Source organism: Hymenobacter elongatus (genome assembly GCF_004745955.1).
Lineage (GTDB): Bacteria > Bacteroidota > Bacteroidia > Cytophagales > Hymenobacteraceae > Hymenobacter > Hymenobacter elongatus.
Genome location: NZ_SRLD01000005.1, coordinates 1 through 20,468 on the forward strand (window position 1 = coordinate 1; position 20,468 = coordinate 20,468).

The window sequence follows — 20,468 nt, forward strand, 5'->3', positions numbered from 1 at the left end:
ACTCCTGGCTCAACCGCTTCCGCCACCTGCTGATTCGTTGGGCCAAAAAACCCGAAAACTATCTGGCCATGCTCCATTTTGCTTGCGCTCGAATCACCTGGTATAACTGCCTATTTGGATAGGCTCTAAGCACGAAGGAATTGAATTGGCGCAAAGCCTCAAGTACATGCTACCTACTGGCCCTGGTACCACTTGCCAAGCCAATTGAAATAGCGATACTCTGTAAAAGCTCCGAACCTGGTTTCGGAGCTTTTTTTTTGCCCTGCAATCAGCCAGTATATTTCCGGTGCGGCTACTACCAAAAACGGCTGTATGTCCGCTGTTAAAAGTGTAGGCAATTGCTTAAATTCACTTCCCACGAGTTCCAGTCCTGTTTCAAGCCTCGGATAACCCGCTTGATTAGCTTCTGGCATTTTCGTTGGACTTCTGCTCGTCAGTCTTCACGCTCCGCTATATGTCCCCGCTGACCATTACCTCGCCTGAAGATTTTACCCCCTACCTGATTCGGGTAAACTTCGATGAAATCAAGCCCATTGAGCTGGCCCGCATGCTCCTGCGCCACAGTCATGTGCGCCACCCGCGCCTGCTCATCGACTGCCAGCACCTGCGCTGCCTGCGTACCCGGGGCGTGGCTTACTTCGTGTCGCAGCTTCTGACGCTACGCTCTTCTGGTGCTACTATTTTGCTCAGCAACGTAGATGCGCGCCTGCACCGCACCTTGCGGCTGCTCCGGCTCGATGTTCTGTTTCAGGTTGATGTGCCGGCAACTGGTTCCAGCGGCTGCTCCCAGTCCACTTCTGGCCTTATGTAGCGCGTCGCGGTTTTCGGTTTCAGCCTGTTGCTTACGCGCACCTTCAGCTCGCTCATCTGGCTGCTCTGGGCAGTACCCGCTTTTCCCGGAAATCCTACCTGGCGTCGTGCGGCGCCAGTGGGCGACGGGGTGCGCCTATACGGAGCTATTTATGCCTGTCACGACGCATGAATCTGCTGTTGTGGGTGCCCCGGCGTTAGCAGTGGTGGCGTTCCGGCGCGGCGTGCGGTGGCCGCGGCAGGCGCTGGGCCAAACTCATTACGCAGTCGTCCGTTATCTTGCTGAGGCGGCACCGGCCAAAACTTCTGCCTGCTTTCCCGCTTCTCCTCCGACCTTTCTCTCCACACATGAAACTATTGTACGGGTATCTGCGCCACTATTGGGGCCTCCTGGGGCTAGCCCTGCTGCTGGCTGCTATCAACCAGGTATTCTCCCTGCTCGACCCCTACATCTTCCGGCAAATCATTGACCGCCACGTGGTAAAGGCGGGCGAAACGGTATTTCACGACGGTTTCTGGGCTTTTCTGGCCGGGGGGGCGGGCATCCTCATTCTCAAGGCCATGGGCGTGGCCATGGTGTCGCGCATCGCCAAGAACTTCCAGGATTACTACGTCAACGTCATCACCCAGCGCCTCGGGGCCGAGCTATATTCCGACGGCCTGCGCCACTCGCTGGAGCTGCCCTACCAGGTGTTTGAAGACCAGCGCTCCGGCGAAACGCTGGGCAAGCTGCAGAAGGTGCGCACCGACGTCGAGCGCCTGATTCAGAGCTTCGTCAACGTGCTGTTTATCTCGTTGGTAGGCATCATCTTCGTAGTCTGGTACGCCATCAGCGTCTACTGGCCCATTGCGGCCGTCTACTTCCTCACCATCCCGATTCTGGGCTCGTTGAGCTTGTTTCTGAGCCGGCGCATCAAGGTGATTCAGAAAACCATTGTGGCCGAAACCACGGCGCTGGCCGGCTCTACCACGGAAAGCCTGCGCAACATTGAGCTGATTAAAAGCCTCGGCCTGGCCCAGCAGGAAACCAAGCGCCTGAACGCCACGACCGAAAAAATCCTGAAGCTGGAGCTGAAAAAAGTACGCTACCTGCGCTCCTTGTCCTTCATTCAGGGCACCTTCGTGAACCTGATGCGCAACGTGATTCTGCTTATGCTGCTGTTTCTGGTGGTGCAGCAGATTATCACCGTCGGCGAGTTTTTCTCCTTCTTCATCTACTCGTTCGCCATTTTCGGGCCGCTGCAGGAAATGGGCAGCATCATCAACGTGTACCGCGAAACCGAGGCGTCACTGGCCAATTTCCAACAAATTCTGGCGACGCCCAAGGAGGTGAAGCCCGAGCATCCGCAGGTTATCGAGCAGCTCCAGACCTTGGCCTTCGACGACGTGCGCTTCAAGCATCTATCGGCCAGCAACGCGGCTCTGGACGGTATTTCCTTCACCGCGAAACTCGGCGAAACCATAGCCTTCGTAGGCCCCTCGGGCTCGGGCAAAACGACGCTTGTGAAGCTCCTGGTGGGCCTCTACCCGCCCGCCAGCGGCCAGATTCGCTACAACGACATTCCCGGCGCCAAGCTCGATCTGGACCAGCTGCGCGAGCAAATCGGGTTCGTGACCCAGGACACCCAGCTTTTCGCCGGTACTATTCGCGAAAACCTGGTCTTCGTGGCACCCCAGGCCACCGACGAGGAATGCCTGCGCGCCCTGCGCCAGGCGGCGGCCGACACCCTCCTGGCCCGCGCCCCACTGGGCCTCGATACGGTGATTGGCGAAGGCGGCGTGAAGGTATCGGGCGGCGAAAAGCAGCGCCTGAGCATTGCCCGCGCCCTGCTCCGGCATCCTACCCTACTCGTGTTCGACGAAGCCACTTCCGCCCTCGACTCGCTTACGGAAGAGGAAATCAGCACCACGGTGCGGGAGCTGTCGGGCTCGCGCCGGCACATCACCATTCTCATTGCCCACCGCCTGAGCACCGTGCTACACGCCGACCGCATCTACGTGCTCGAAAAAGGCCATGTGGCCGAGCAAGGCCGCCACGACGAGCTACTGGAGCAAAAAGGATTGTACTACGCCATGTGGCGGCAGCAAATCGGGGAGCGGCCCACGGCTGCCGGGCCGGTTGCCAAGAAGCTGGAAAAAGTATAGCCGCAGTCAGGCCGTTATCCTTCTCAATAACAGGAGCCTGCACCGCAGTCAGCAAATTTGGCACTACCCGTAGCCAACCTGCTGGCCGTGGTGCAGGCTCTTTATTGGGTGTCAAGTTGCATCGGGCAAGCAACGGCTCCGTTCAGGCACGCGTCAGTTCTATGTTTTTGAGGAAGGAAAGCACGAAATCGGTCGAGCTACCGTTTTCAATGCAGCCGGCTACGCTACCAGGTAAGCCCCGTTTCCGGCAAGATTCTTGACTTAGCACTCGTATACGCCAAAAGGATTTTCCCATGACCGATTATCGCACCTTCCGCCGCTCCGCAGGCTTGTTGCTTGCCGGGTGGTTTCTATTCCTAACATCTGTTTCTGCCCAAAATACCGCCCGCCGCGACGTATTGCGCGAAATCACCGATGTGGTGGGCCTCAAGCCGCGCTTCGAGCTCCAGTCTACTTCCCAGGTTCAAAACGCCGCCGCTGTAGTATACAACGGCAAGCGGTTTTTGCTGTATAATCCGCAGTTCGTGGCCTCGGTAAACCGCGCCGGCCGCACCGACTGGGCCGGCATCAGCATTCTGGCCCACGAAATGGGCCACCACCTCAACGGCCACACCCTGCGCGCCGGTGGCAGTCAGCCCGCCGATGAGCTGGAAGCCGACGAGTTTTCGGGCTTCGTGCTCCGCAAGATGGGCGCCAGCCTAGCCGAAGCGCAAGCCGGCATGGCCGTTGTTTCGGACGAAGAGGCGTCGCCTACTCACCCCGGCCGCTCTACGCGCCTGGCGGCCATCGGCAAAGGCTGGCAGCAGGCCAGCACCCAGATTGCGGCCAGCACGCGCACCGTTGCTCCTTCGGCCGCGCCGGTCGTGGTAGCCCGCCACTCCGCGCCCGCCCGCACCGCCTCCGCCAGCGCTGCCGCACCGTTCAACGTAGTCGGCCAGCTCACCTTCCGCGACAACCCCGAGCAGCGCTACTACCTGACCAGCAAGCTGAACGTGGTTCGGATGCTGGACAACTCCCGCACCGGGGAAGTGGTGGGTCGCGTGGCCCGCTCCAACAGCACCAGCTTCCCCTATATCCTGGTCGATGGCCAGGACCGCCGCCTCTATATCAGCGCCTCCGGGGGTGTATTTAACACCCGGGGCCAGCAAGTTGGGCTGCTGTCAGATCCTTCGTAGAACTTCTCAGCATAAACGCACAGGCCGGTTTCCAGGTGGAAGCTGGCCTGTGTGTTTGTAGAAGCTGCTGTAGCGTGAAGAGCGGGTTTGAGAAGTGTTGGAACTCGTTTCTGTCATCTTGCATCTACTGTCAGATTGTCGGAGCAGCAGCTGAAGTATTAGCTTTTAGGTAGTTACACTGAAGCAAGCGTGTTTACTTCAGCGTCCTGCTTGATCTGGCGTCCGCTTGTCGAAGCAGGACGCACCACTCGAAATCCCAAACCCGCACGTAGCTTTGCGGCTCACCTACTGGTTGTACCTATGGCAACCTATCCTTTTCTGTTGGTTGATGCGTTTACGGACACCGCGCTGGGAGGCAATCCGTGTGCGGTGGTATTGGATGCCGATGACCTTTCGGCAGAAACCATGCAGCGCCTGGCCCGCGAGTTCAACCAATCGGAAACTGCCTTTGTGCGGCGCTCCGCCGTGGCCGAGTTTGGGGTGCGCTACTTCACACCGGCCGAGGAAATACCACTGGCCGGCCATCCTACCATTGCCACCGTTACGGCACTGCTGCATACCGGCCGGCTAGCGTTGGCGGGGGCCCGCACCGAGCTGTACTTGGAGCTGCTGCACGGCCCCATTGCCATTGCCGTAGTGCCTGCTGCTACCGTCGGAGCCCCCGCGCAGGTGCTCATGACGCAGCGCAAACCCGTGTTCGGTACTCGCCACGACCCCGCCGTGGTGCTGCCGCTGTTCGGGCTCACGCCCGACGACCTAGTGCCCGGCTCACCCGTAGAGACGGTCAGCACGGGCACCCCGCAGCTTATGCTGCTGCTGCGCGACCACGCGGCGCTACAGCGGGCCCACATCCCCGACACGGCAGCATTTGCGCGCTACCGGGCCGGCAGCGACTTTTTCAGTCCTCATCTGTTCTGCCTCGGCGGCGCAACGGCGGCGGGCCACACGTTCGCCCGCCATTTTGGCACCCCACCCGACATTGCCGAGGACCCCGTTACGGGCTCGGCTACTGGTGGCATGGCCGCTTATCTGTGGCGGCACGGCTACCTCCAGCACCCGGAATTTGTGGCGGAGCAGGGCCATTGGATGGGGCGTGCCGGCAGCGTGCAGGTTAGCATTGTCGGGCCGCGGGAGCACATCGAATCAGTCACGATTGGAGGGCAGGCCGTGGTAATGGTCGAGGGAAAGCTCACGCTGTAAGGAGCGATTTTCCGGAAATAGCGGAGCCGTAGCGCAACTCATCGTCGGTCTGAGATGTTAGTCAAAGCTGCTGTGGCAAGCGCTATGCTCGGCGTCTCTGCGCTGTTTTCACTCCTTCTATTCCATTCGCGTGCCTGAGTTACCCGAAGTTGAAACCTACCGTCGCTTCCTCGACGAAATCATTCTGGACCAACCCATTACGGCCTTCGAGGTGCACGATGCCCACGTGCTGGGCACCGATGAGGACACCCTGCGGCAACGCGTAGTTGGGCAGCAGGTAACTGCTACCCGGCGCATCGGCAAAAACTGCTTTCTGGAGCTCACCGACGGTACGGCGCTGGTCTTGCACTTTGGCATGACGGGCGACGTGGGGGCCTACCGCGACGACCACGATATGCCGCGCTTTACCCGCGTGGCGCTGCACCTGGCCAGCGGCCTGCGCATTGCCTTCATCGACCCGCGCAAGTTTGGCCGCATCCGGCACACGGAAAGTGTGAGCCACTACCAAAAAGCCAAGAAACTGGGTCCGGATGCGCTGGATGTCACGGCTGCGCATTTGCAGCACGTGCTGAGCGCGAAAAAGGGCCTGATAAAGCCGCTGCTGCTGGACCAGAGCATTACGGCCGGCCTCGGCAACTGGATAGTGGATGAAGTACTGTTTCAGGCTAAAATTCACCCCGAACGGCGGGGCAACACGCTTACGGCCAAGGAATTCAGGACCTTGCAGGTCGCTATTCAGCTTGTGCTTAGCACGGCCATCAGCCACGAGGCCACCTACCGCCATTTTCCGGCTTCCTTCCTGATTCATGCCCGCGAGTGGGATACGTCGGCGACGCCAGGCACGGAGCAGCACCGCTTTTGCCCGCGCCACCCGAAAGTCGAGATTGAAAAAAGCTACGTTGGCAGCAGGGCCACGTATGTGTGCCCACGCTGCCAGCCGGCTCCTGATTGTATAAAATAATGCTATTCGAGCCCAAGCAAAACCAGCATTAACCAGTATCAAGGGCACTTTCACGCAATCTACCATCCTGAAGCACAAAATCTTATACTTGTTTAGTGGAGTTGAATTTTCTCTATATAATATTTCAATAATTGTCTTTTTCCGCGAAAGTCTGAACTAAGTGTTTTACCTTTGAGTTAGGCCAACAACTTCAAGGCAAGGTGCGGAGGAGAGAGTGTAGTTGAAAAAAGATCATTGCCTATGCCTAACGGCTACTACGCATTTTTGCGTGTTGTTTCATTCACCAAATTGTCGTTTTCATGAAGAAACTGCCCATTTTCCTGAGCCTGGTGGCTGCCACCCTATCGTTGGCGGCTTGTGAGAAAGAGTTAGAGGAAGTAAGTGCACCTACTCAGGATGCTGCCGCCGCGAAAACTCAATCAGCAACCGATCTGCTGTCGCAGGGCAGCTGGCACCTCACCGACCTCACCACGCGTACTGTTGCGGCGGGCGCTACCACGGAGGCTCCGAGCGTGAGCTTACTGGCTCGCATGAAGCCTTGGCTGCGCGACAATTCTATTGCCTACAAGTCGGGCGGCGAATATAGTGTGAGTGAAGGGGCGCTGAAAGCATCGGCTGAAACGCCACAGCTCCAGAACGGCGCGTGGCAGCTCAACGCCACCGGCGATTCGCTGACCGTGCGTCAGGACAAAGGAATCCGCCGCTACTCTATTGCCGAGCTTACTGCCACTACGCTGCGGCTGAACTACTCGGAAGGCACGAACCCCGTGACCATCTACACCTCCGTTTTCTCCCGCTAGACCACGCCTTTTCCACCGTTCAAGCTCATAAGAAAGCCCCACTTCCAGCCGGAAGCGGGGCTTCTTTTTTACGCACAGGACCAGCGCGCTACTTGTTACTGGTTAGCTCGTTGTTCGCCCTTTCTGCTTTGCGCGTGAGCGTCGTCAGCCACGACTGCGACACGGCTGACTCACTTTCGTAGCCGTGGCGGCGCTCATTGCCCAGCTCGCCGGTGCGGCCGGGCAGGGCGCGGTTCACCCAGCCCAACACATCGGTAGTGGTGCCCGGCAGCAAGCCGTGGAAGGCTGACAGCAGCTTGGCCGGCAAGCCCAGAATGACTTCGGCGTCGCCCCGGCGGCAGGCATTCCAGATCTGCCGGGCCGCGTCGTCGGCATCCATCGAAATGACGGGCAGTGAATCGGCGATACTAAACCAGGCGTATTCTTTCTGGTGCTGGCCTTTGATGAGGGCATGCCGGGCGCTGCCGGTGCGCATCAGACCGGGGCACACCGTCGTGACCAAAATGCCGTGCTGGAGCAACTCAGAGCGGAAGGCTTCCGACAAGCCGACCAAGGCAAACTTACTGGCGCTGTAGGGTGCCAGGTGCGGCACGGCCACCTTGCCGCCGACCGAGGCAATATTGACGATGCGCCCTTCGCCGCGCTGGCGCATGCCGGGTAGCACAGCTTGCATGGCGTGCAGCGGAGCCCAGAAATGCGTATCCATCGAATCCTGGTAGTCGCGTAGGTCGGTGTGGTCGAGTGGTCCGGCGCTGATGATGCCGGCATTGTTGATGAGCACATCAATGGCCCCGAGCTGCTGCTGTACTTCCGCCACCAGCGTACGAACGGCATCGGCATCGGTCACGTCGCGGGTGAGGGCCAGCACTTCGGCCCCGCCGGCGGTGAGTTCCTGCCGAGCCCGCTCCAGCTCTTCCGCGTCGCGGGCACAAATAGCAACGCGGGCACCTTCGGCCACGGCGTGGCGGGCCATGATGAGCCCTAACCCACGGGAGCCGCCGGTGATGAGTACCACCCGCCCTTGCAGGGTGTAAAAGCCCCGGCGGTTGGTCCACAGAGATGCCGCTGCCAGCAGCGTGCCAATGCCGACAGCCGTCAGCCAGTTGTTTCGGGTTTTTCGCTTCATAGTGTCTATGTAAGCAAAGGCCGCCCGAAAGGTTACACTCCGGCCGGGCGAACCTGCGCACGAAAACCGGCGGCTCCCTCGTTTTATGCGTTGCCGTGTCATTTTTGGCACCATCTTTACGTAGGCAAGGTTTTTACGCTACGGCACGACCGGCCTTTCCGCTCCCGACTTTTCTGATGACCATGAAGATTTCTTTGCTTGCTTCCCTGCTGCTCTTTTCGACCGTGGCACACGCCCAAACGGCTTTGACGAAGACAAAAACCAAAACCGAAACGGCGGGCACAACGGTGAAAGCCAAAACCATGGGCGCTGCCACGGGAAAAACGGCAGCTCCCAAACCCGTAGCCGTGCCGATGCCTTCGGCTGAGAAAGTGGATGCCAAAGCCACCGCCCTCACCGACAACATGCGGCAGGCGCTGAACCTGACGCCCGCCCAAACTGAAAAGGTGCGCCAGATAAACCTGACCAGCGTGCGCAACGTGGAAACGGCCCGCCTGCAATACCGCACCGACGTGCGCAAGCTCAACACCGTGGTAGACGACATCGGTCAATCGCGCCTGGCGATGCTGAAAGATGTGCTGGCCCCGGAGCAGTTTGCCAAATACCAGCGCAAGCGCGAGGAAAAAATGGGCGTACCCAATGCCAGCACCAACCAAGGCAACGCGGTGCCCGGCCTGCCCAACCGCGGCGAGTAAGCTGCGTTACCAAACCAGCAACGCCTCATTAGCTGCCATTTTGTGCAGCTAATGAGGCGTTGCTGGTTTACCGCCGTGGCCTGCCTCGGCGGCGTGGACGCCAGCTCCCGCAGAACACAACACTACCAGCGCGTTGCAAAAACCCAGAATTCTCGACTAGCCGCCAGCTTACGCCTGAAAGGTATCGTAGCCCAGCTTGAGGATGATGCCGCAGACGACAACCAGAAATAACCCGCGCACGAAGGCAGTGCCGCGCTTCAGGGCCATTTTGGCCCCAAGAGCCGAGCCGAGCATATTGCAGGCGGCCATAGGTAGGGCTATTTTGTAGAGTATCTGGTGGGTGAAGGCGAAAAATGCCACGCTGGCTACATTGGTAGCAATGTTGACCAGCTTAGCCGAGGCCGAGGCCGTAATGAAGTCGTAGCCGAACAGGCCCACGAAGGCAAACAGCAGAAAGCTACCGGTGCCAGGCCCGAAGAATCCGTCGTAGAAGCCCAGCACCACCCCGATGAGGATGCCGTAGTACGGCTCCTTGTGGGCGGGCAGGCGCGGGGCGTGAATTGCGCCAAAATCCTTGCGCCAGAAGGTATAAATAGCAATAACGACCAGTAGCCCCAGCACCAGGGGCCGCAACAGGTCGGCCGGCATGAGGCTCACAATGCGGGCTCCGGCAAACGAGAACATGCCCGCCGCCACGGCCGCCGCCCCCACCGCCCGCCACCGAATCGGGACCTGGCCGGCGTAGCGGCGGAAGGCGGCCGACGTGCCCGCCAACGACGACACTTTCCCGGTACCGAGAATGGTGGGAACCGGCACGCCTTTGAGCAGCAGCAGCATGGCCGGCAGCTGAATGAGGCCGCCGCCCCCCACTACCGAATCGACGAACCCAGCCAAAAAAGCAAACAGGCAAAGCAACAGCAGCGTGGTAGTCATGCGCGCAATAAACCGATGAAGCGGCGAAGATACACGGGCTGGCGGCTTGTGGCCGCGTCGGAACCGGGCTTTTCTGCCCTGCCGCTGTGGGGGGAGTTCAAGCGCTTTGTGATTTTTTTTACCCTGCGCCCCAATCTGCCGTACATTCGGCTCATGACCGAAAATCTTACCCAGCGCAGCAAAATGCTCACGTTGGCCGGGGTACTGCTGGCCCTGTTCCTAAGCTCGCTCGACCAAACCATCGTGGCAACCGCCCTGCCGCGCATCGTGGCCGATTTGCACGGTTTCGACCGGTTCGCGTGGGTGGCTACGGCCTATTTGGTGGCCAGCACGGCGCTGCTGCCCGTGTATGGCAAGCTGGCCGATATGTACTCGCGGCGTACTATTGAAGTCACGGCCATTCTGATTTTCCTCACCGGTTCGGCGTTGTGTGGCCTGGCCGGCGAGTTTGGCCCGCTGCCGCTGTTGGGCGACGGTATGAGCCAGCTCATCCTTTTCCGGGCGGTGCAGGGGCTGGGCGGTGCGGGCCTGCTGGCCATGGCGTTCATCGTTATTGCCGACTTGTTTCCGCCCGCCGAGCGGGGCAAATACCAGGGCTTTGTGGGCGCTACGTTTGGCATTTCCTCGGTGCTGGGGCCATTTCTGGGCGGCCTGCTCACCGACCACGGCACCGGGCTGCTGCCCGGCGTGGCGGGGTGGCGGCTGGTGTTCTACGTCAACCTGCCGCTGGGCCTGCTGGCGCTGTGGTTTATTCTGACCCGTATGCCCCGGCTTGAGCCCCGCGGTGAGAAAAAGCCGCTCGACTACCTCTCGGCGCTGCTGCTCATAGCCGGACTGGTGCCACTGGTGCTGGCTCTGCAGCTCAACAAGGCCGAACACGGCTGGACTTCTCCCCTTACACTGGGCCTGTTTGGCGGGGGCGTCGCGGCGCTGGTGGCGTTTGTGCTCCGGTCGGTACGGTCAGCCAACCCCATTCTGGACCTTACGCTGTTTCATAACCCGGTTTTTCGCGCGGCTAATATTGCCTCTTTTCTACTCGGCGGGGCTTTTCTGAGCATCATCATTTTCGAGCCGCTCTTCATGATTAACGTCGTGGGCGTGTCGGCCACGCGGGCGGGCATCAGCCTGATTCCGTTGTCGTTGGGCGTGGTGGGCGGCTCCATGCTGGCCGGGCAGATGGTAGCGCGCTTTGGCCACTACAAACGCTGGATGCTGGCCGGCGGCTTGGTGTTGCTCGCGGGCCTGGCGCTGCTGAGTACCATGCCCGCCACCGTTTCTTACGAACACGTGCTGCTCTACGTGTTGGTGTGCGGCCTGGGCCTGGGCCCCAGCATGCCGCTCTATACACTGGCCATTCAAAATGCTATTGAGCCGCGTTTTACCGGCCAGGCGACGTCGGCCAGCCAGTTTTTCCGGCAGATTGGCGGAGCTATGGCGGCGGCGCTGCTCGGCACGATCCTCACCTTGAGCGTGGCGGAAAGCCTACCCGCTACCACCACCGCCCAAGCCGAAGCTCGTGCGGCAGCGGCAGAGTCGGCAGCCGGATCGGGCGCGGTGGCGAGCCGGCCCACGCCCGCCGTCCGCGCCGCCTTCACCCGCGCTATTTCCCGGGTTTACCTTTGCACCATGTGCCTGGTGCTGTGTGGCTGGCTGGCTACGCTTTTTATCCCGGAGCTACCGTTGCGCACTACCAATGCCGCGCCCAAGCCTGCTCCGGTCCGGATGGCAGAGGCCGTGAAGTAGGGCGGCTGTGCAATGAGTCCGGCAGCACCCGACCACCGCACGGCTTGGAACTACTGGGTCTGAATCGGGTTGTATAGGCACGCTACTACCGGCAGCAAACCTGTCATTTTGCTCGCCTTCTCCCGCCTATCCATTATGACGACTACTTCACTCCGCCTCAGCATTCTCGACCAGTCGCCGGTACGGCAGGGCGGCACGGCCCGCCAGGCCATTCTGGAAACCATTGAGTTGGCGCAGCTGGCCGACCGCCTGGGCTACACGCGCTACTGGGTTTCGGAACACCATAATACGGCTACGCTGGCCGGCTCCACACCGGAAGTGCTTATGGCCCATCTGGCGGGCGTCACCCAGCGCATCCGCATCGGTTCGGGCGGCGTGATGCTGCCGCATTATAGCGCCCTGAAAGTGGCCGAGAACTTTCGGATGCTCGAAACCCTGTTTCCGGGCCGTATCGACCTGGGTATTGGCCGGGCCCCCGGCTCCGACCGGCTCACGGCCTCCGTCCTGAACCCTTCCAACACCTTCACCGAGTCCGACTTTATCGAGCAGCTCATGGACCTGAGCCGCTACCTCACCGATACGGCCGAGCCCGATTCTATTCAGGAGAAAGTAAAAGCCTCTCCCCAGGGCGCTTCCGTGCCCGAACCCTGGATCTTGAGCTCCAGCGGCCAGAGCGGTTTGTTTGCGGCTTATCTGGGCATGGCGTTCACCTTCGCCCACTTCATCAACCCGGTAGGCGGCCCCCAGATGGTGCGGCTGTACAAAGACCGGTTCAAGCCGTCGGTGCATTTGCGGCAGCCGCTGGCCAGCGCAGCCATTTTTGTACTCTGCGCTGAAGATGAGGAGAAAGCGCGGCAGCTGCATGAGTCCTTAGCCCTGCAACTGCTTCGCCTGGAGCGAGGGGAAAGAACCCCGATGCCACCATACGACGAAATTAAAGATTACCAGTATTCAGCCGCCGAGCAGGAACGACTGACCTATAACTGGCAACGCATCGTCAGCGGTACCCCCGACCAGCTGAAAGTACAGCTTACGGCCCTAGCTCAGCAATACGGCGTCGATGAAGTGGTGGCCGTTACTATCACACACGATTTTGAGGACCGGCGGCGCTCGTATGAACTGTTGGCAGAAGCGTTTGCACTTAGCTCAGTTAACGAAGCAGCATTAGCTATTTAAGCAGTCTTGCACCAGTATCGATAAATTTATAGGGAGCTTCGGATGGTCACATTCGGAGCTTTTTGTACTTTTGCCAATCCTGTTGTACCCTGATTTCCCGTAACTCTATGAAAAAGAGTTTTTTCCTGCTGGCCCTGCTCATCAGCTTTGCTTCGGTTACTTTCGCTCAAACCTCTGGCAAGGAGCTGTACACGGCCGTAGTGCGCAACAAGCCCGCCGACGCGGAAGCCCTGCTGAAAAGCGGCGTTGACCCCAATGCTGCCATCGAGCTGGTACCCGGCTTTCCAACTACTTACCTCATCACGGCGGCCAACAACGGCAACCTGGAGCTGGTGCAGGCGCTGCTGAAATACAAAGCACAGGTCAACAAGGCCGATGCTTTCAAGGGCACGGCTCTGATGGCCGCTGCTTCGAAAGGCCACAAAGCCATTGTGGAGCTACTGCTGACCAACGGAGCCGATGCCAAAGCCAAAGATGATGATGGCAAGGATGCCCTGGCGTTTGCGAAGGAAAGCGGCAACAAAGAGGTAATTGCCCTGATCGAGCAAAAAAGTATGTAAGGACTACCAGTGGGTTCGGACGCCGTCCAACCCACTGGTAACCACTCCGATTCGCCCCTGCGTTGCCCCGGTTCCGGGAGCAGCGCAGGGGCGAATTTATTTCATAATTTTCGGCAGCTGGCCGCGCCCCGGAGAGCTTCGTACAAGCGCCTATGCCCCAGCCCAACCTGCCCTCTGCCCCTACTGCCCTGCCGCCAGCCCCAGCTGTCAGTTTACTTGCCCGCCTCGGCATCGACTGGTTTCTGGGCGCGCTGCTACTTGTTGTAGGCGTGGCGTACCTCGCGCCCGGCATAGGCAGCAGAAGCAGTCCGGTGCCGTGGTCGGCAGTGACTAGCGGAGGGGTGGCCGTCATTTTCTTCTTTTATGGGCTGCGACTGAGTACCGAAAAGCTGCGCACCGGCATGCGCAACTGGCACCTGCACCTCGTGACGCAAAGCGCCACCTTTCTGCTTTTCCCCCTGCTGGCCCTCGCCGCGCGGCCTTTCTTCGATAGTGCCAAGGGCGAAGCGCTGTGGATCAGCATTTTTTTCCTTTCCACGCTGCCTTCCACGGTTTCTACCTCGGTGGTCATGGTTTCTATTGCCCAGGGAAACCTACCAGCGGCCATTTTCAACGCTAGTATTTCCAGCTTGCTGGGCATTCTGCTGACACCGCTGTGGGTGAACTTGGTGCTGCATACGGGCGCGGCGCAGGTAGGCCTGGGTAATATGGCCCTCAGCCTGGGCTTGCAGGTGGTAGTACCGGTGGCGCTGGGTATGCTGCTCAATTCGCGCTACGGCACCTGGGCCGAGGCACACCGGCAGCACCTGCGGGTGTTCGATCAACTCATTATCCTGCTGCTGGTGTTCACCTCCTTCTGCGAATCCTTCGCCCAAAACCTATTCCAAGGCTACGGCGCTTCCGATATTTTGGCCCTGGCAGCGGGCATGGTGGCGTTGTTCCTGCTGGTCTTCGGACTGATTAGTCTGCTGGGGCGCCTGCTGCACTTCTCGGCCGCAGACCGGATTACGGCCGTTTTTTGCGGTTCCAAAAAGTCCTTGGTGCACGGCACGGTGCTGGCCAAGGTATTATTTCCGAGCACTATAGCCCTGGGCACGCTGCTGCTTCCGCTGATGCTCTACCACGCTCTCCAGATTATGCTAGCCAGTGTAATCGCGCAGGCTCTAGGCCGCCGCATGCAGGTAAACGAGGCAGTACCTATGTCGGGTTGAGCGGTATTGCTTTAGGGGAGTTGGATCAAATTTTCCGGCTGTCATCTTTGCGCCATCATCGTCGGGGTCAAGCATGATCCAGCGCCAAAAGCTTCATTCTATTGTCTGGCGGCTGATATCAGTAATAAATAAGAATATTTATTTATAAAATAGGAACCATCGAATGACAAATAGACTTGTGGCCCTGAAAACATACCACCATGACTATGCTTAACGTGCAGTTGGAGAAAGCCGGATTTTATGAGATTTCGTGGCCAGCGCAGGAAATTGAGGGCACCACTTTTATCCGGCCCGGTGCCTGGGAGTCGGTGCGCGTGTTTGTGCCGCACCACTCGCCCGAAGTAGAAGTATATGCCGGGGCCCTACAGAGTGGGCGCTTGGTGTACCAGGGTTCGGCCGATATGGTCGCGCAACTCACGCTGCTGACAAACCGCAGCAACTAGATTTCGCCTACGCGCAAGCATGTGCGCCCAGCTCCACTCACGCTTCCTGTCGCTGTACTGCTCAAGCATGATTCTGGCCGGCTGCATCTTACTCTTGGCAGCACCTGCTTACAGGACACTAAAAAAGCGCCTGACATGAGTTGTCAGGCGCTTTTCATGCCTTACTGGGACTTCTGTGCGAGTTTTAGAGCGTGTTTGCGAACGGTGTACGTGCCTATGAAGTAGCGTGAACTGTATAGTTCGCGTCCCCGCGCCAAAGGATCGTTCTGAGACGCGAACTACAAAGTTCGCGCTACGATCCGCTGGGACATTCTTCGTAAAACCGCTATAGAAGTACAGCGTACTTCGTCCAGAATCCAGGCAGCTGAAGCATCTTCCGAAGTTGACCGAGGGCTTCGGCTGCCTGCCCGCCCGCTGGAGCAGGTCGGAGACCAGGTTTCCATCGGTTCCTAAACACGCGGCGCATGCTCGCGGCTACCGTAGCTTCTCGTGCAGGAAAGCCAGCGTCAGGGCCCAGGCTTCCTGGGCGGCCTGCGGGTTGTAGCTCGACCGCTCATCGCAATGAAACCCATGGTCGGCGGAGGAAATGATGGTATTGATGTACGGTTTGCCGGCGGCATCCAGCGCAGCCGTGACAGCCAGCACCTGCTCCTGCGGAATATGAGCATCCTGCCCGCCCCAGAAAAACAGGTGAGGCGCGTGCAGCTCCGGTGCCCGGCTGGCCAGCAGGTGCGTGCCGCCACCGTAGTACGATACGCCCGCCGCCAGCGGCAACACGACATTGGCCAGAAACGACACGCGCCCGCCCAGACAAAACCCGATACTGCCGATTTTATCCGTCACGTTCGGCTGGGCCCCGAGCCAATCGTACGCCGCCTGCACATCGGCCGTCAGGCCTTCGGGCGTAGTAGCCTGGTAGTGCGGCATAGCGCTGGCAAAGTCGCTGTAGGAAATTTCCAGGCCGGGCGCAGCGGTGCGGTGAAACAGCTCGGGGGCAATAACTACGTATCCGGTCTCGGCCAGCCGGTCGGCCACATTGCGGATATGACTATTCACGCCAAAGGCTTCCTGCAACAAAATAATGCCGGGGTGCGGGCCCGCAGTAGTCGGAAAAGCCGTGTAGGCGTTGAACTGGGTGCTGTCAGCAGCGGTGAGGGCAACGGCGTTGGGGTAGCTCATGAAGTGGTTGAGGTAGGTAAAAGAGCGCTTTTTAAAGCCGGTGGGCGGTGTATTGTTCTGTCCAAAGCGGCGGTGGCTAGGCGGTGTAGACAGTAGCGATTGGGGACGTATTTTGCCTTTCTAGAACGTCATGTCGAGCAGCGCGAGACATCTCGCGTGGTATGGTAAAATGATTTACTATGGCAAGCGAGATGCTTCGGCAAGCTCAGCATGACGTTCTTTCTGCTGGCTGTTCACACAGTGTAGTCAAGCGGAGTAAAGTTGCGGCGTATCTGCTCATCACTAGGAGCGGCGGTGAGAATCGAGCATTTCTTCGGGGTTGCCTCCGGCTATTTCTACTATGAGCCCGTGGCAAGACGCAAGTACTGCCCGGTAGCAGCCGGTTGAAAATTCCGATAGACCTCACGCTCAGCCTTCGGCAATTGGCTTGCTACCGGTCCTTACACAGTGTTTGGTCGGCCAGCTCACCTTAGCCCCGCATCTGCAAGAGGCGCACAATCAAGCCCGTCCAGCCGGTTTGGTGGCTGGCTCCCAGCCCGTGACCGTCGTCGCCGTGGAAGTATTCGTGAAAGAGCAGATTGTCTTTGAAGTGCGGGTCGGTTTGCAGCTTTTCGTTGTCGCCGAAAGCCGGGCGGCGGCCGTTTTCGTCGCGCAGCAGCAGCTTGGTGAGGCGGCCGGCCAGGGCCGCCGCCACTTCCTGTAGGTTCAGATACGTGCCCGAGCCGGTGGGATATTCTATCTTGAAGTTGTTGCCGTAGTAGAAATCAAACCGCTGCAACGATTCGATGATCAGGTAGTTGATGGGAAACCACAATGGGCCGCGCCAGTTCGAGTTGCCCCCAAACATGCCCGACTCGGCCTCGCCGGGCACATATTGCACCGCAAAATCAGCCTCGTCGGTGCTGAACACATACGGGTGCTCGAGGTGGTAGCGCGACATGGCCCGGATGCCATATTCCGACAAAAACTCTGTTTCGTCGAGCATGCGGGTGAGCAGCTTTTTCAGGCGCGGACGGCGCAGCAGGCCCAGCAGGTGGCGCGCGCCCTTGCCCGGCTCTTCCCAGCGGCTCACCAGCTTCGCCAGGTGGGGCCGGTGTTCGAGCAGCCAGCGGGCCCGCGCCGTAAACTCGGGCATGGCATCCAACAGATCCTGCTCCACTACTTCCACCGCAAACAACGGAATAAGCCCCACGATAGAACGCACCTTGAGCTTGGTCCGCACGCCATCGGGGGTATGCAGCACGTCGTAATAAAAGCCGTCCTCATTGTCCCAGAGGTTGAATTCGCCGTCGCCGCCGTGGGTCATGGCATCGGCGATGTAGAGGAAGTGCTCGAAAAACTTGCCGGCCATTTCCTGGTACACCGAGTTCGTTTTAGCCAGCTCCAGGGCCATACGCATCATGTTCAGGGCAAACATGGCCATCCAGCTCGTGCCATCGCTCTGCTCGATGAAGCCGCCGGTGGGCAGCGGGGAGCTGCGGTCGAATACGCCGATATTGTCCAGGCCCAGAAAGCCGCCTTCGAAGATGTTCCGCTCACTTTTATCCTTGCGGTTCACCCACCACGTGAAATTCAGCGCCAGCTTATGGAACACGGCTTCGAGGAAAGTGGCATCACCCTGGCCGCCGTGCAGCTTTTTGTCCATCTGATACACGCGCCAGGTGGCCCAGGCGTGCACCGGCGGGTTCACGTCGTTCAGGTTCCACTCATAGGCCGGCAGTTGGCCGCTGGGGTGCATATACCAGTCTTTCGTGAGCAGGCGCAGCTGCTGCTTGGCAAATTCCGCATCGACCATCGCCAGCGGAATGCAGTGAAAAGCCAAGTCCCAGGCCGCGTACCACGGGTATTCCCACTTGTCGGGCATCGAGATAATGTCGGCGTTGTGGAGGTGGCGCCAGTTGCTGTTGCGGCCCTGAGCCCGCTGCTTGGGCGGCGTGAGCACCGCCGGGTCGCCGGCCAGCCACTGCGTCACGTCGTAATAGTAGTACTGCTTGCTCCACAGCATGCCGGCAAATGCCTGCCGCTGCACGTTGCGGGCGTCGGGGTCCGGGGGCAGGTTTTCCTGAACACAGTCGTAGAACTCGTCGGCCTCGCGCTTACGGGCCGCAAAAACCGCGTCGAAATCCCCAAAAGGCATGTCATGAGCCGCCTGGCTCAGGCGCAAGCGCACCGTTTCCGACTGGCCCGGCTGCAGCACCAGCGCGTGGCGGACCGCCACTTTGGTGCCTTGCTGCTCGCTGTTAATGGCCGCCGCGTCGCCGTTCACCACGTAGTCGTTAATGCCATCCTTGAAGTGCCGCCCCCCGGCGGGCAGGTCGTAGAGGCGGGCACCGTTGGTGTCATTCTCGCAGAACAGCAACTCCGCCGCCGGGTCGCAGTAGAGGTGATAGCGGCCCAGGGCGGTATGCTCGGCGGCCACGGCGCCGGGGCCGCTGGGGCGCAGCGTGGGGCGGGTGGCATCGTGGCCCCAGCTCCAGGTGTTGCGAAACCAGAGCTGGGGCAGCACCTGCACCGCCGCTTTTCTGGGGCCGCGGTTATGCACCGTTATCTGGATCAGCACATCATCGGGGCCCGCCTTGGCGTAGTCGATGAACACGTCGAAATAGCGGTTTTTGTCGAAAATGCCGGTATCGAGCAGCTCATACTCGGGCTGCTGACGCGTGCGGCGCGCGTTTTCCTTCACCAGCTTGCGGTACGGAAATGCCCGCTGCGGATACTTGTACAGCATGCGCATGTAGGAGTGCGTGGGCGTGCTGTCGAGGTAATAGTAGAGCTCCTTCACGTCTTCGCCGTGGTTGCCCTGCCCATTGGTGAGGCCGAAGAGGCGCTCTTTCAAAATCTCGTCCTGCCCGTTCCAGAGCGCCACGGCAAAGCACAGCCGCTGCTGGTCGTCGGAGATGCCGCCCAGGCCTTCCTCACCCCAGCGGTAGGCCTTGCTGCGGGCCATATCGTGGCTGATGTAGTCCCAGGCGCTACCATCGGGGCTGTAGTCTTCGCGCACGGTGCCCCACTGCCGCTCGGTGAGGTAGGGGCCAAATTTCTTCCAGGCAGCCGTATCGGCGTTGCTTTCAGCTAAGCGTAGTTGTTCCTGCGTCATAGGGAGGTTGCTCGTGGCCCCTGAATATACGGCCGCCCGCATATAAGCGGTCAGCCTTCAGAGCGTCGTGCCCCACTCGGGCGCGGCCACAGCCCAGATGGCTTCTCAGTAGAAGCATCCGGCTGGCCAAATGAAGTTCTGCCCTACTGCTTTTTGGGGAGAAGGGTTGTTAAACAGAAGCCACGCTAGCCGTGGCAAGCTGCGGGCGGCTGTGCAAGCCGGTACCGCAACGCGGCTCCTGCCACGGGGGCTGTCAGACACAGGGCATCGGTAACGCAGCACTGCGGCCCTACAGCAGCGAAGCCGCTCCCGTGCGGGAGCGGCTTCGGCAAACGAGGGTTCTGAAATCTCTAGTTGAACGCGGCATTCAGGACGCCGGCCAGCCGGATACCAGCCTGCAGCAGGCGGTCTTCCACTGTGGGCAAATGGGCCGGCACGTACTTGTAGTCGAACTCCGCGCTTTTCTCGGTTTCGGCGTAGAGCTGCTGGCTGATGGTGTACGACTCGAAGAGCCACTTGGTGATGTCGTCCTTCTGCCACTGCTGCACCTGCATCGGCGTGGGCTTGTCGAGTAGCACCGCCAGCTCGGAGTAGGTCATGCCTTCGTAGTCGAGCAAGCCGCTGTCCCAGAGGCTGTGCAGGTTCGTATCCTTGCCCTGGTACTTCACGGTAATGGCATTGCCGCCCTTGTCTTCGGCGCGGCTCACGTGCATGGGCTGGTGCACGTCGCCCACGATATGCGCCACGAATTTGAGCGCCACCAGCTTTTGCTCCTTGGTCTTGCTGGGGTCTTTCAGGTCCTTTAGGTTCTGCGTCAGGGCCAGGTAGGCGTTGGGCTCCTGCAGGGCTTTTACCACCCCCGTATACTGCTCGAAAGGCAAGCCCAGCGCCGTGTTGATGAAGTGCCAGGGCGCGGTAGAGGCATACTCGGGCGAGTAGCGCACCTCGTCGGCCCAGGTCGTTATCAGCGGCAGCCGCTCGGTGCCCAGCATCAGGGCAATCTGGTCTTTGGCTTTTTTGGTCAGATGGTTTTCGGCAATCTTACCGATAACCCGGTGGCCCTGCACGCCCCAGGCCATGAGGCTAAAGGGCAACACACTCAGGCAAACCAGGGCAACACACTTCTTCAGCATCATAAAAAAAGAAAAATAGGCGACACCGTCGCTTTGGCGGGAATTCGTTGGGAGGGCGAGCAAACCACAAAAGTAGCACGA

General features: G+C 59.7%; 18 protein-coding genes and 1 pseudogene. 13 read left to right on the top strand and 6 right to left on the bottom strand.

The features are described from left to right. Window positions 1-122 (top strand): annotated as a pseudogene (locus E5J99_RS03775) (IS5/IS1182 family transposase); the annotation flags it as partial. A gap of 51 nt (window positions 123-173) precedes the next feature. Here E5J99_RS03775 and E5J99_RS21580 read toward each other — a convergent pair. After that, the gene (locus E5J99_RS21580) at window positions 174-413 is read right to left on the bottom strand and encodes a hypothetical protein (RefSeq protein WP_210114401.1); all 240 of its coding nucleotides are present in this window, start codon (window positions 411-413) and stop codon (window positions 174-176) included. Window positions 414-418: 5 nt separating this feature from the next. On the opposite strand from E5J99_RS21580, the gene E5J99_RS03780 reads away from it, so the two are divergent. The 6 genes from E5J99_RS03780 to E5J99_RS03805 all read left to right on the top strand — a co-directional run bounded on the left by E5J99_RS03780 (window position 419) and on the right by E5J99_RS03805 (window position 7,091). Next, window positions 419-811 (top strand): STAS domain-containing protein, encoded by a 393-nt coding sequence (locus tag E5J99_RS03780; protein ID WP_262712966.1) that lies wholly within the window; start codon window positions 419-421, stop codon window positions 809-811. A 347-nt stretch (window positions 812-1,158) separates the two neighbouring features. Then, a complete protein-coding gene (locus tag E5J99_RS03785) occupies window positions 1,159-2,955 on the top strand; it encodes an ABC transporter ATP-binding protein (protein WP_135496388.1) in 1,797 nt (598 codons plus the stop codon). A 293-nt stretch (window positions 2,956-3,248) separates the two neighbouring features. Further along, complete coding sequence (locus tag E5J99_RS03790) at window positions 3,249-4,130, top strand: M48 family metalloprotease (protein WP_135496389.1); 882 nt, start codon at window positions 3,249-3,251, stop codon at window positions 4,128-4,130. Between the two features lie 300 nt (window positions 4,131-4,430). Further along, window positions 4,431-5,330, top strand: a complete 900-nt coding sequence (locus E5J99_RS03795) for a PhzF family phenazine biosynthesis protein (RefSeq protein ID WP_135496390.1) — start codon at window positions 4,431-4,433, stop codon at window positions 5,328-5,330. Between the two features lie 130 nt (window positions 5,331-5,460). Continuing rightward, window positions 5,461-6,291: a DNA-formamidopyrimidine glycosylase gene (gene mutM, locus E5J99_RS03800; RefSeq protein WP_135496391.1), complete on the top strand. Its 831-nt coding sequence runs from the start codon at window positions 5,461-5,463 to the stop codon at window positions 6,289-6,291. Window positions 6,292-6,590: 299 nt separating this feature from the next. Then, window positions 6,591-7,091, top strand: a complete 501-nt coding sequence (locus E5J99_RS03805) for a DUF5004 domain-containing protein (RefSeq protein ID WP_135496392.1) — start codon at window positions 6,591-6,593, stop codon at window positions 7,089-7,091. Window positions 7,092-7,179: 88 nt separating this feature from the next. Here E5J99_RS03805 and E5J99_RS03810 read toward each other — a convergent pair whose 3' ends face one another. Then, window positions 7,180-8,217: an SDR family NAD(P)-dependent oxidoreductase gene (locus E5J99_RS03810; RefSeq protein ID WP_135496393.1), complete on the bottom strand. Its 1,038-nt coding sequence runs from the start codon at window positions 8,215-8,217 to the stop codon at window positions 7,180-7,182. A 182-nt stretch (window positions 8,218-8,399) separates the two neighbouring features. Here E5J99_RS03810 and E5J99_RS03815 point away from each other — a divergent pair, with 182 nt between their 5' ends. Next, complete coding sequence (locus E5J99_RS03815) at window positions 8,400-8,912, top strand: hypothetical protein (protein WP_135496394.1); 513 nt, start codon at window positions 8,400-8,402, stop codon at window positions 8,910-8,912. A gap of 168 nt (window positions 8,913-9,080) precedes the next feature. Here the strand turns inward: E5J99_RS03815 and E5J99_RS03820 are convergent, their stop codons facing one another. Continuing rightward, the gene (locus tag E5J99_RS03820) at window positions 9,081-9,845 is read right to left on the bottom strand and encodes a sulfite exporter TauE/SafE family protein (protein ID WP_135496395.1); all 765 of its coding nucleotides are present in this window, start codon (window positions 9,843-9,845) and stop codon (window positions 9,081-9,083) included. Between the two features lie 153 nt (window positions 9,846-9,998). Between E5J99_RS03820 and E5J99_RS03825 the strand changes: the two genes are divergently transcribed. From E5J99_RS03825 to E5J99_RS03845, 5 genes are all read left to right on the top strand, one after another. After that, on the top strand, window positions 9,999-11,588 hold the full coding sequence (locus E5J99_RS03825) for an MDR family MFS transporter (protein ID WP_245318697.1): 1,590 nt from the start codon (window positions 9,999-10,001) through the stop codon (window positions 11,586-11,588). Between the two features lie 135 nt (window positions 11,589-11,723). Continuing rightward, complete coding sequence (locus E5J99_RS03830) at window positions 11,724-12,764, top strand: LLM class flavin-dependent oxidoreductase (RefSeq protein WP_135496396.1); 1,041 nt, start codon at window positions 11,724-11,726, stop codon at window positions 12,762-12,764. Window positions 12,765-12,871: 107 nt separating this feature from the next. Continuing rightward, window positions 12,872-13,324, top strand: a complete 453-nt coding sequence (locus E5J99_RS03835) for an ankyrin repeat domain-containing protein (protein WP_135496397.1) — start codon at window positions 12,872-12,874, stop codon at window positions 13,322-13,324. 152 nt (window positions 13,325-13,476) lie between these two features. Beyond that, window positions 13,477-14,535 (top strand): bile acid:sodium symporter family protein, encoded by a 1,059-nt coding sequence (locus tag E5J99_RS03840; RefSeq protein WP_135496398.1) that lies wholly within the window; start codon window positions 13,477-13,479, stop codon window positions 14,533-14,535. A gap of 200 nt (window positions 14,536-14,735) precedes the next feature. Next, window positions 14,736-14,978: a hypothetical protein gene (locus E5J99_RS03845; protein WP_135496399.1), complete on the top strand. Its 243-nt coding sequence runs from the start codon at window positions 14,736-14,738 to the stop codon at window positions 14,976-14,978. A gap of 474 nt (window positions 14,979-15,452) precedes the next feature. Here the strand turns inward: E5J99_RS03845 and E5J99_RS03850 are convergent, their stop codons facing one another. The 3 genes from E5J99_RS03850 to E5J99_RS03860 all read right to left on the bottom strand — a co-directional run bounded on the left by E5J99_RS03850 (window position 15,453) and on the right by E5J99_RS03860 (window position 20,390). Beyond that, complete coding sequence (locus E5J99_RS03850) at window positions 15,453-16,157, bottom strand: dienelactone hydrolase family protein (RefSeq protein WP_135496400.1); 705 nt, start codon at window positions 16,155-16,157, stop codon at window positions 15,453-15,455. 469 nt (window positions 16,158-16,626) lie between these two features. Next, window positions 16,627-19,254 carry an MGH1-like glycoside hydrolase domain-containing protein gene (locus E5J99_RS03855; protein ID WP_135496401.1) on the bottom strand — a complete coding sequence of 876 codons (2,628 nt, stop codon included), beginning with the start codon at window positions 19,252-19,254 and terminating at the stop codon, window positions 16,627-16,629. A 350-nt stretch (window positions 19,255-19,604) separates the two neighbouring features. Beyond that, window positions 19,605-20,390, bottom strand: coding sequence for a S1/P1 nuclease (locus tag E5J99_RS03860; protein ID WP_135496402.1), 786 nt, complete (start codon window positions 20,388-20,390; stop codon window positions 19,605-19,607). Between the last annotated feature and the right edge of the window lie 78 nt (window positions 20,391-20,468).

Coding starts and splice junctions, on each gene's coding strand:
- E5J99_RS21580 (WP_210114401.1), bottom strand. CDS start 413: ATGCCAGAAGCTAATCAAGCGGGTTATCCGAGGCTTGAAACAGGACTG.
- E5J99_RS03785 (WP_135496388.1), top strand. CDS start 1,159: ATGAAACTATTGTACGGGTATCTGCGCCACTATTGGGGCCTCCTGGGG.
- E5J99_RS03790 (WP_135496389.1), top strand. CDS start 3,249: ATGACCGATTATCGCACCTTCCGCCGCTCCGCAGGCTTGTTGCTTGCC.
- E5J99_RS03795 (WP_135496390.1), top strand. CDS start 4,431: ATGGCAACCTATCCTTTTCTGTTGGTTGATGCGTTTACGGACACCGCG.
- E5J99_RS03805 (WP_135496392.1), top strand. CDS start 6,591: ATGAAGAAACTGCCCATTTTCCTGAGCCTGGTGGCTGCCACCCTATCG.
- E5J99_RS03810 (WP_135496393.1), bottom strand. CDS start 8,217: ATGAAGCGAAAAACCCGAAACAACTGGCTGACGGCTGTCGGCATTGGC.
- E5J99_RS03815 (WP_135496394.1), top strand. CDS start 8,400: ATGAAGATTTCTTTGCTTGCTTCCCTGCTGCTCTTTTCGACCGTGGCA.
- E5J99_RS03820 (WP_135496395.1), bottom strand. CDS start 9,845: ATGACTACCACGCTGCTGTTGCTTTGCCTGTTTGCTTTTTTGGCTGGG.
- E5J99_RS03825 (WP_245318697.1), top strand. CDS start 9,999: ATGACCGAAAATCTTACCCAGCGCAGCAAAATGCTCACGTTGGCCGGG.
- E5J99_RS03830 (WP_135496396.1), top strand. CDS start 11,724: ATGACGACTACTTCACTCCGCCTCAGCATTCTCGACCAGTCGCCGGTA.
- E5J99_RS03835 (WP_135496397.1), top strand. CDS start 12,872: ATGAAAAAGAGTTTTTTCCTGCTGGCCCTGCTCATCAGCTTTGCTTCG.
- E5J99_RS03840 (WP_135496398.1), top strand. CDS start 13,477: ATGCCCCAGCCCAACCTGCCCTCTGCCCCTACTGCCCTGCCGCCAGCC.
- E5J99_RS03845 (WP_135496399.1), top strand. CDS start 14,736: ATGACTATGCTTAACGTGCAGTTGGAGAAAGCCGGATTTTATGAGATT.
- E5J99_RS03850 (WP_135496400.1), bottom strand. CDS start 16,157: ATGAGCTACCCCAACGCCGTTGCCCTCACCGCTGCTGACAGCACCCAG.
- E5J99_RS03855 (WP_135496401.1), bottom strand. CDS start 19,254: ATGACGCAGGAACAACTACGCTTAGCTGAAAGCAACGCCGATACGGCT.
- E5J99_RS03860 (WP_135496402.1), bottom strand. CDS start 20,390: ATGATGCTGAAGAAGTGTGTTGCCCTGGTTTGCCTGAGTGTGTTGCCC.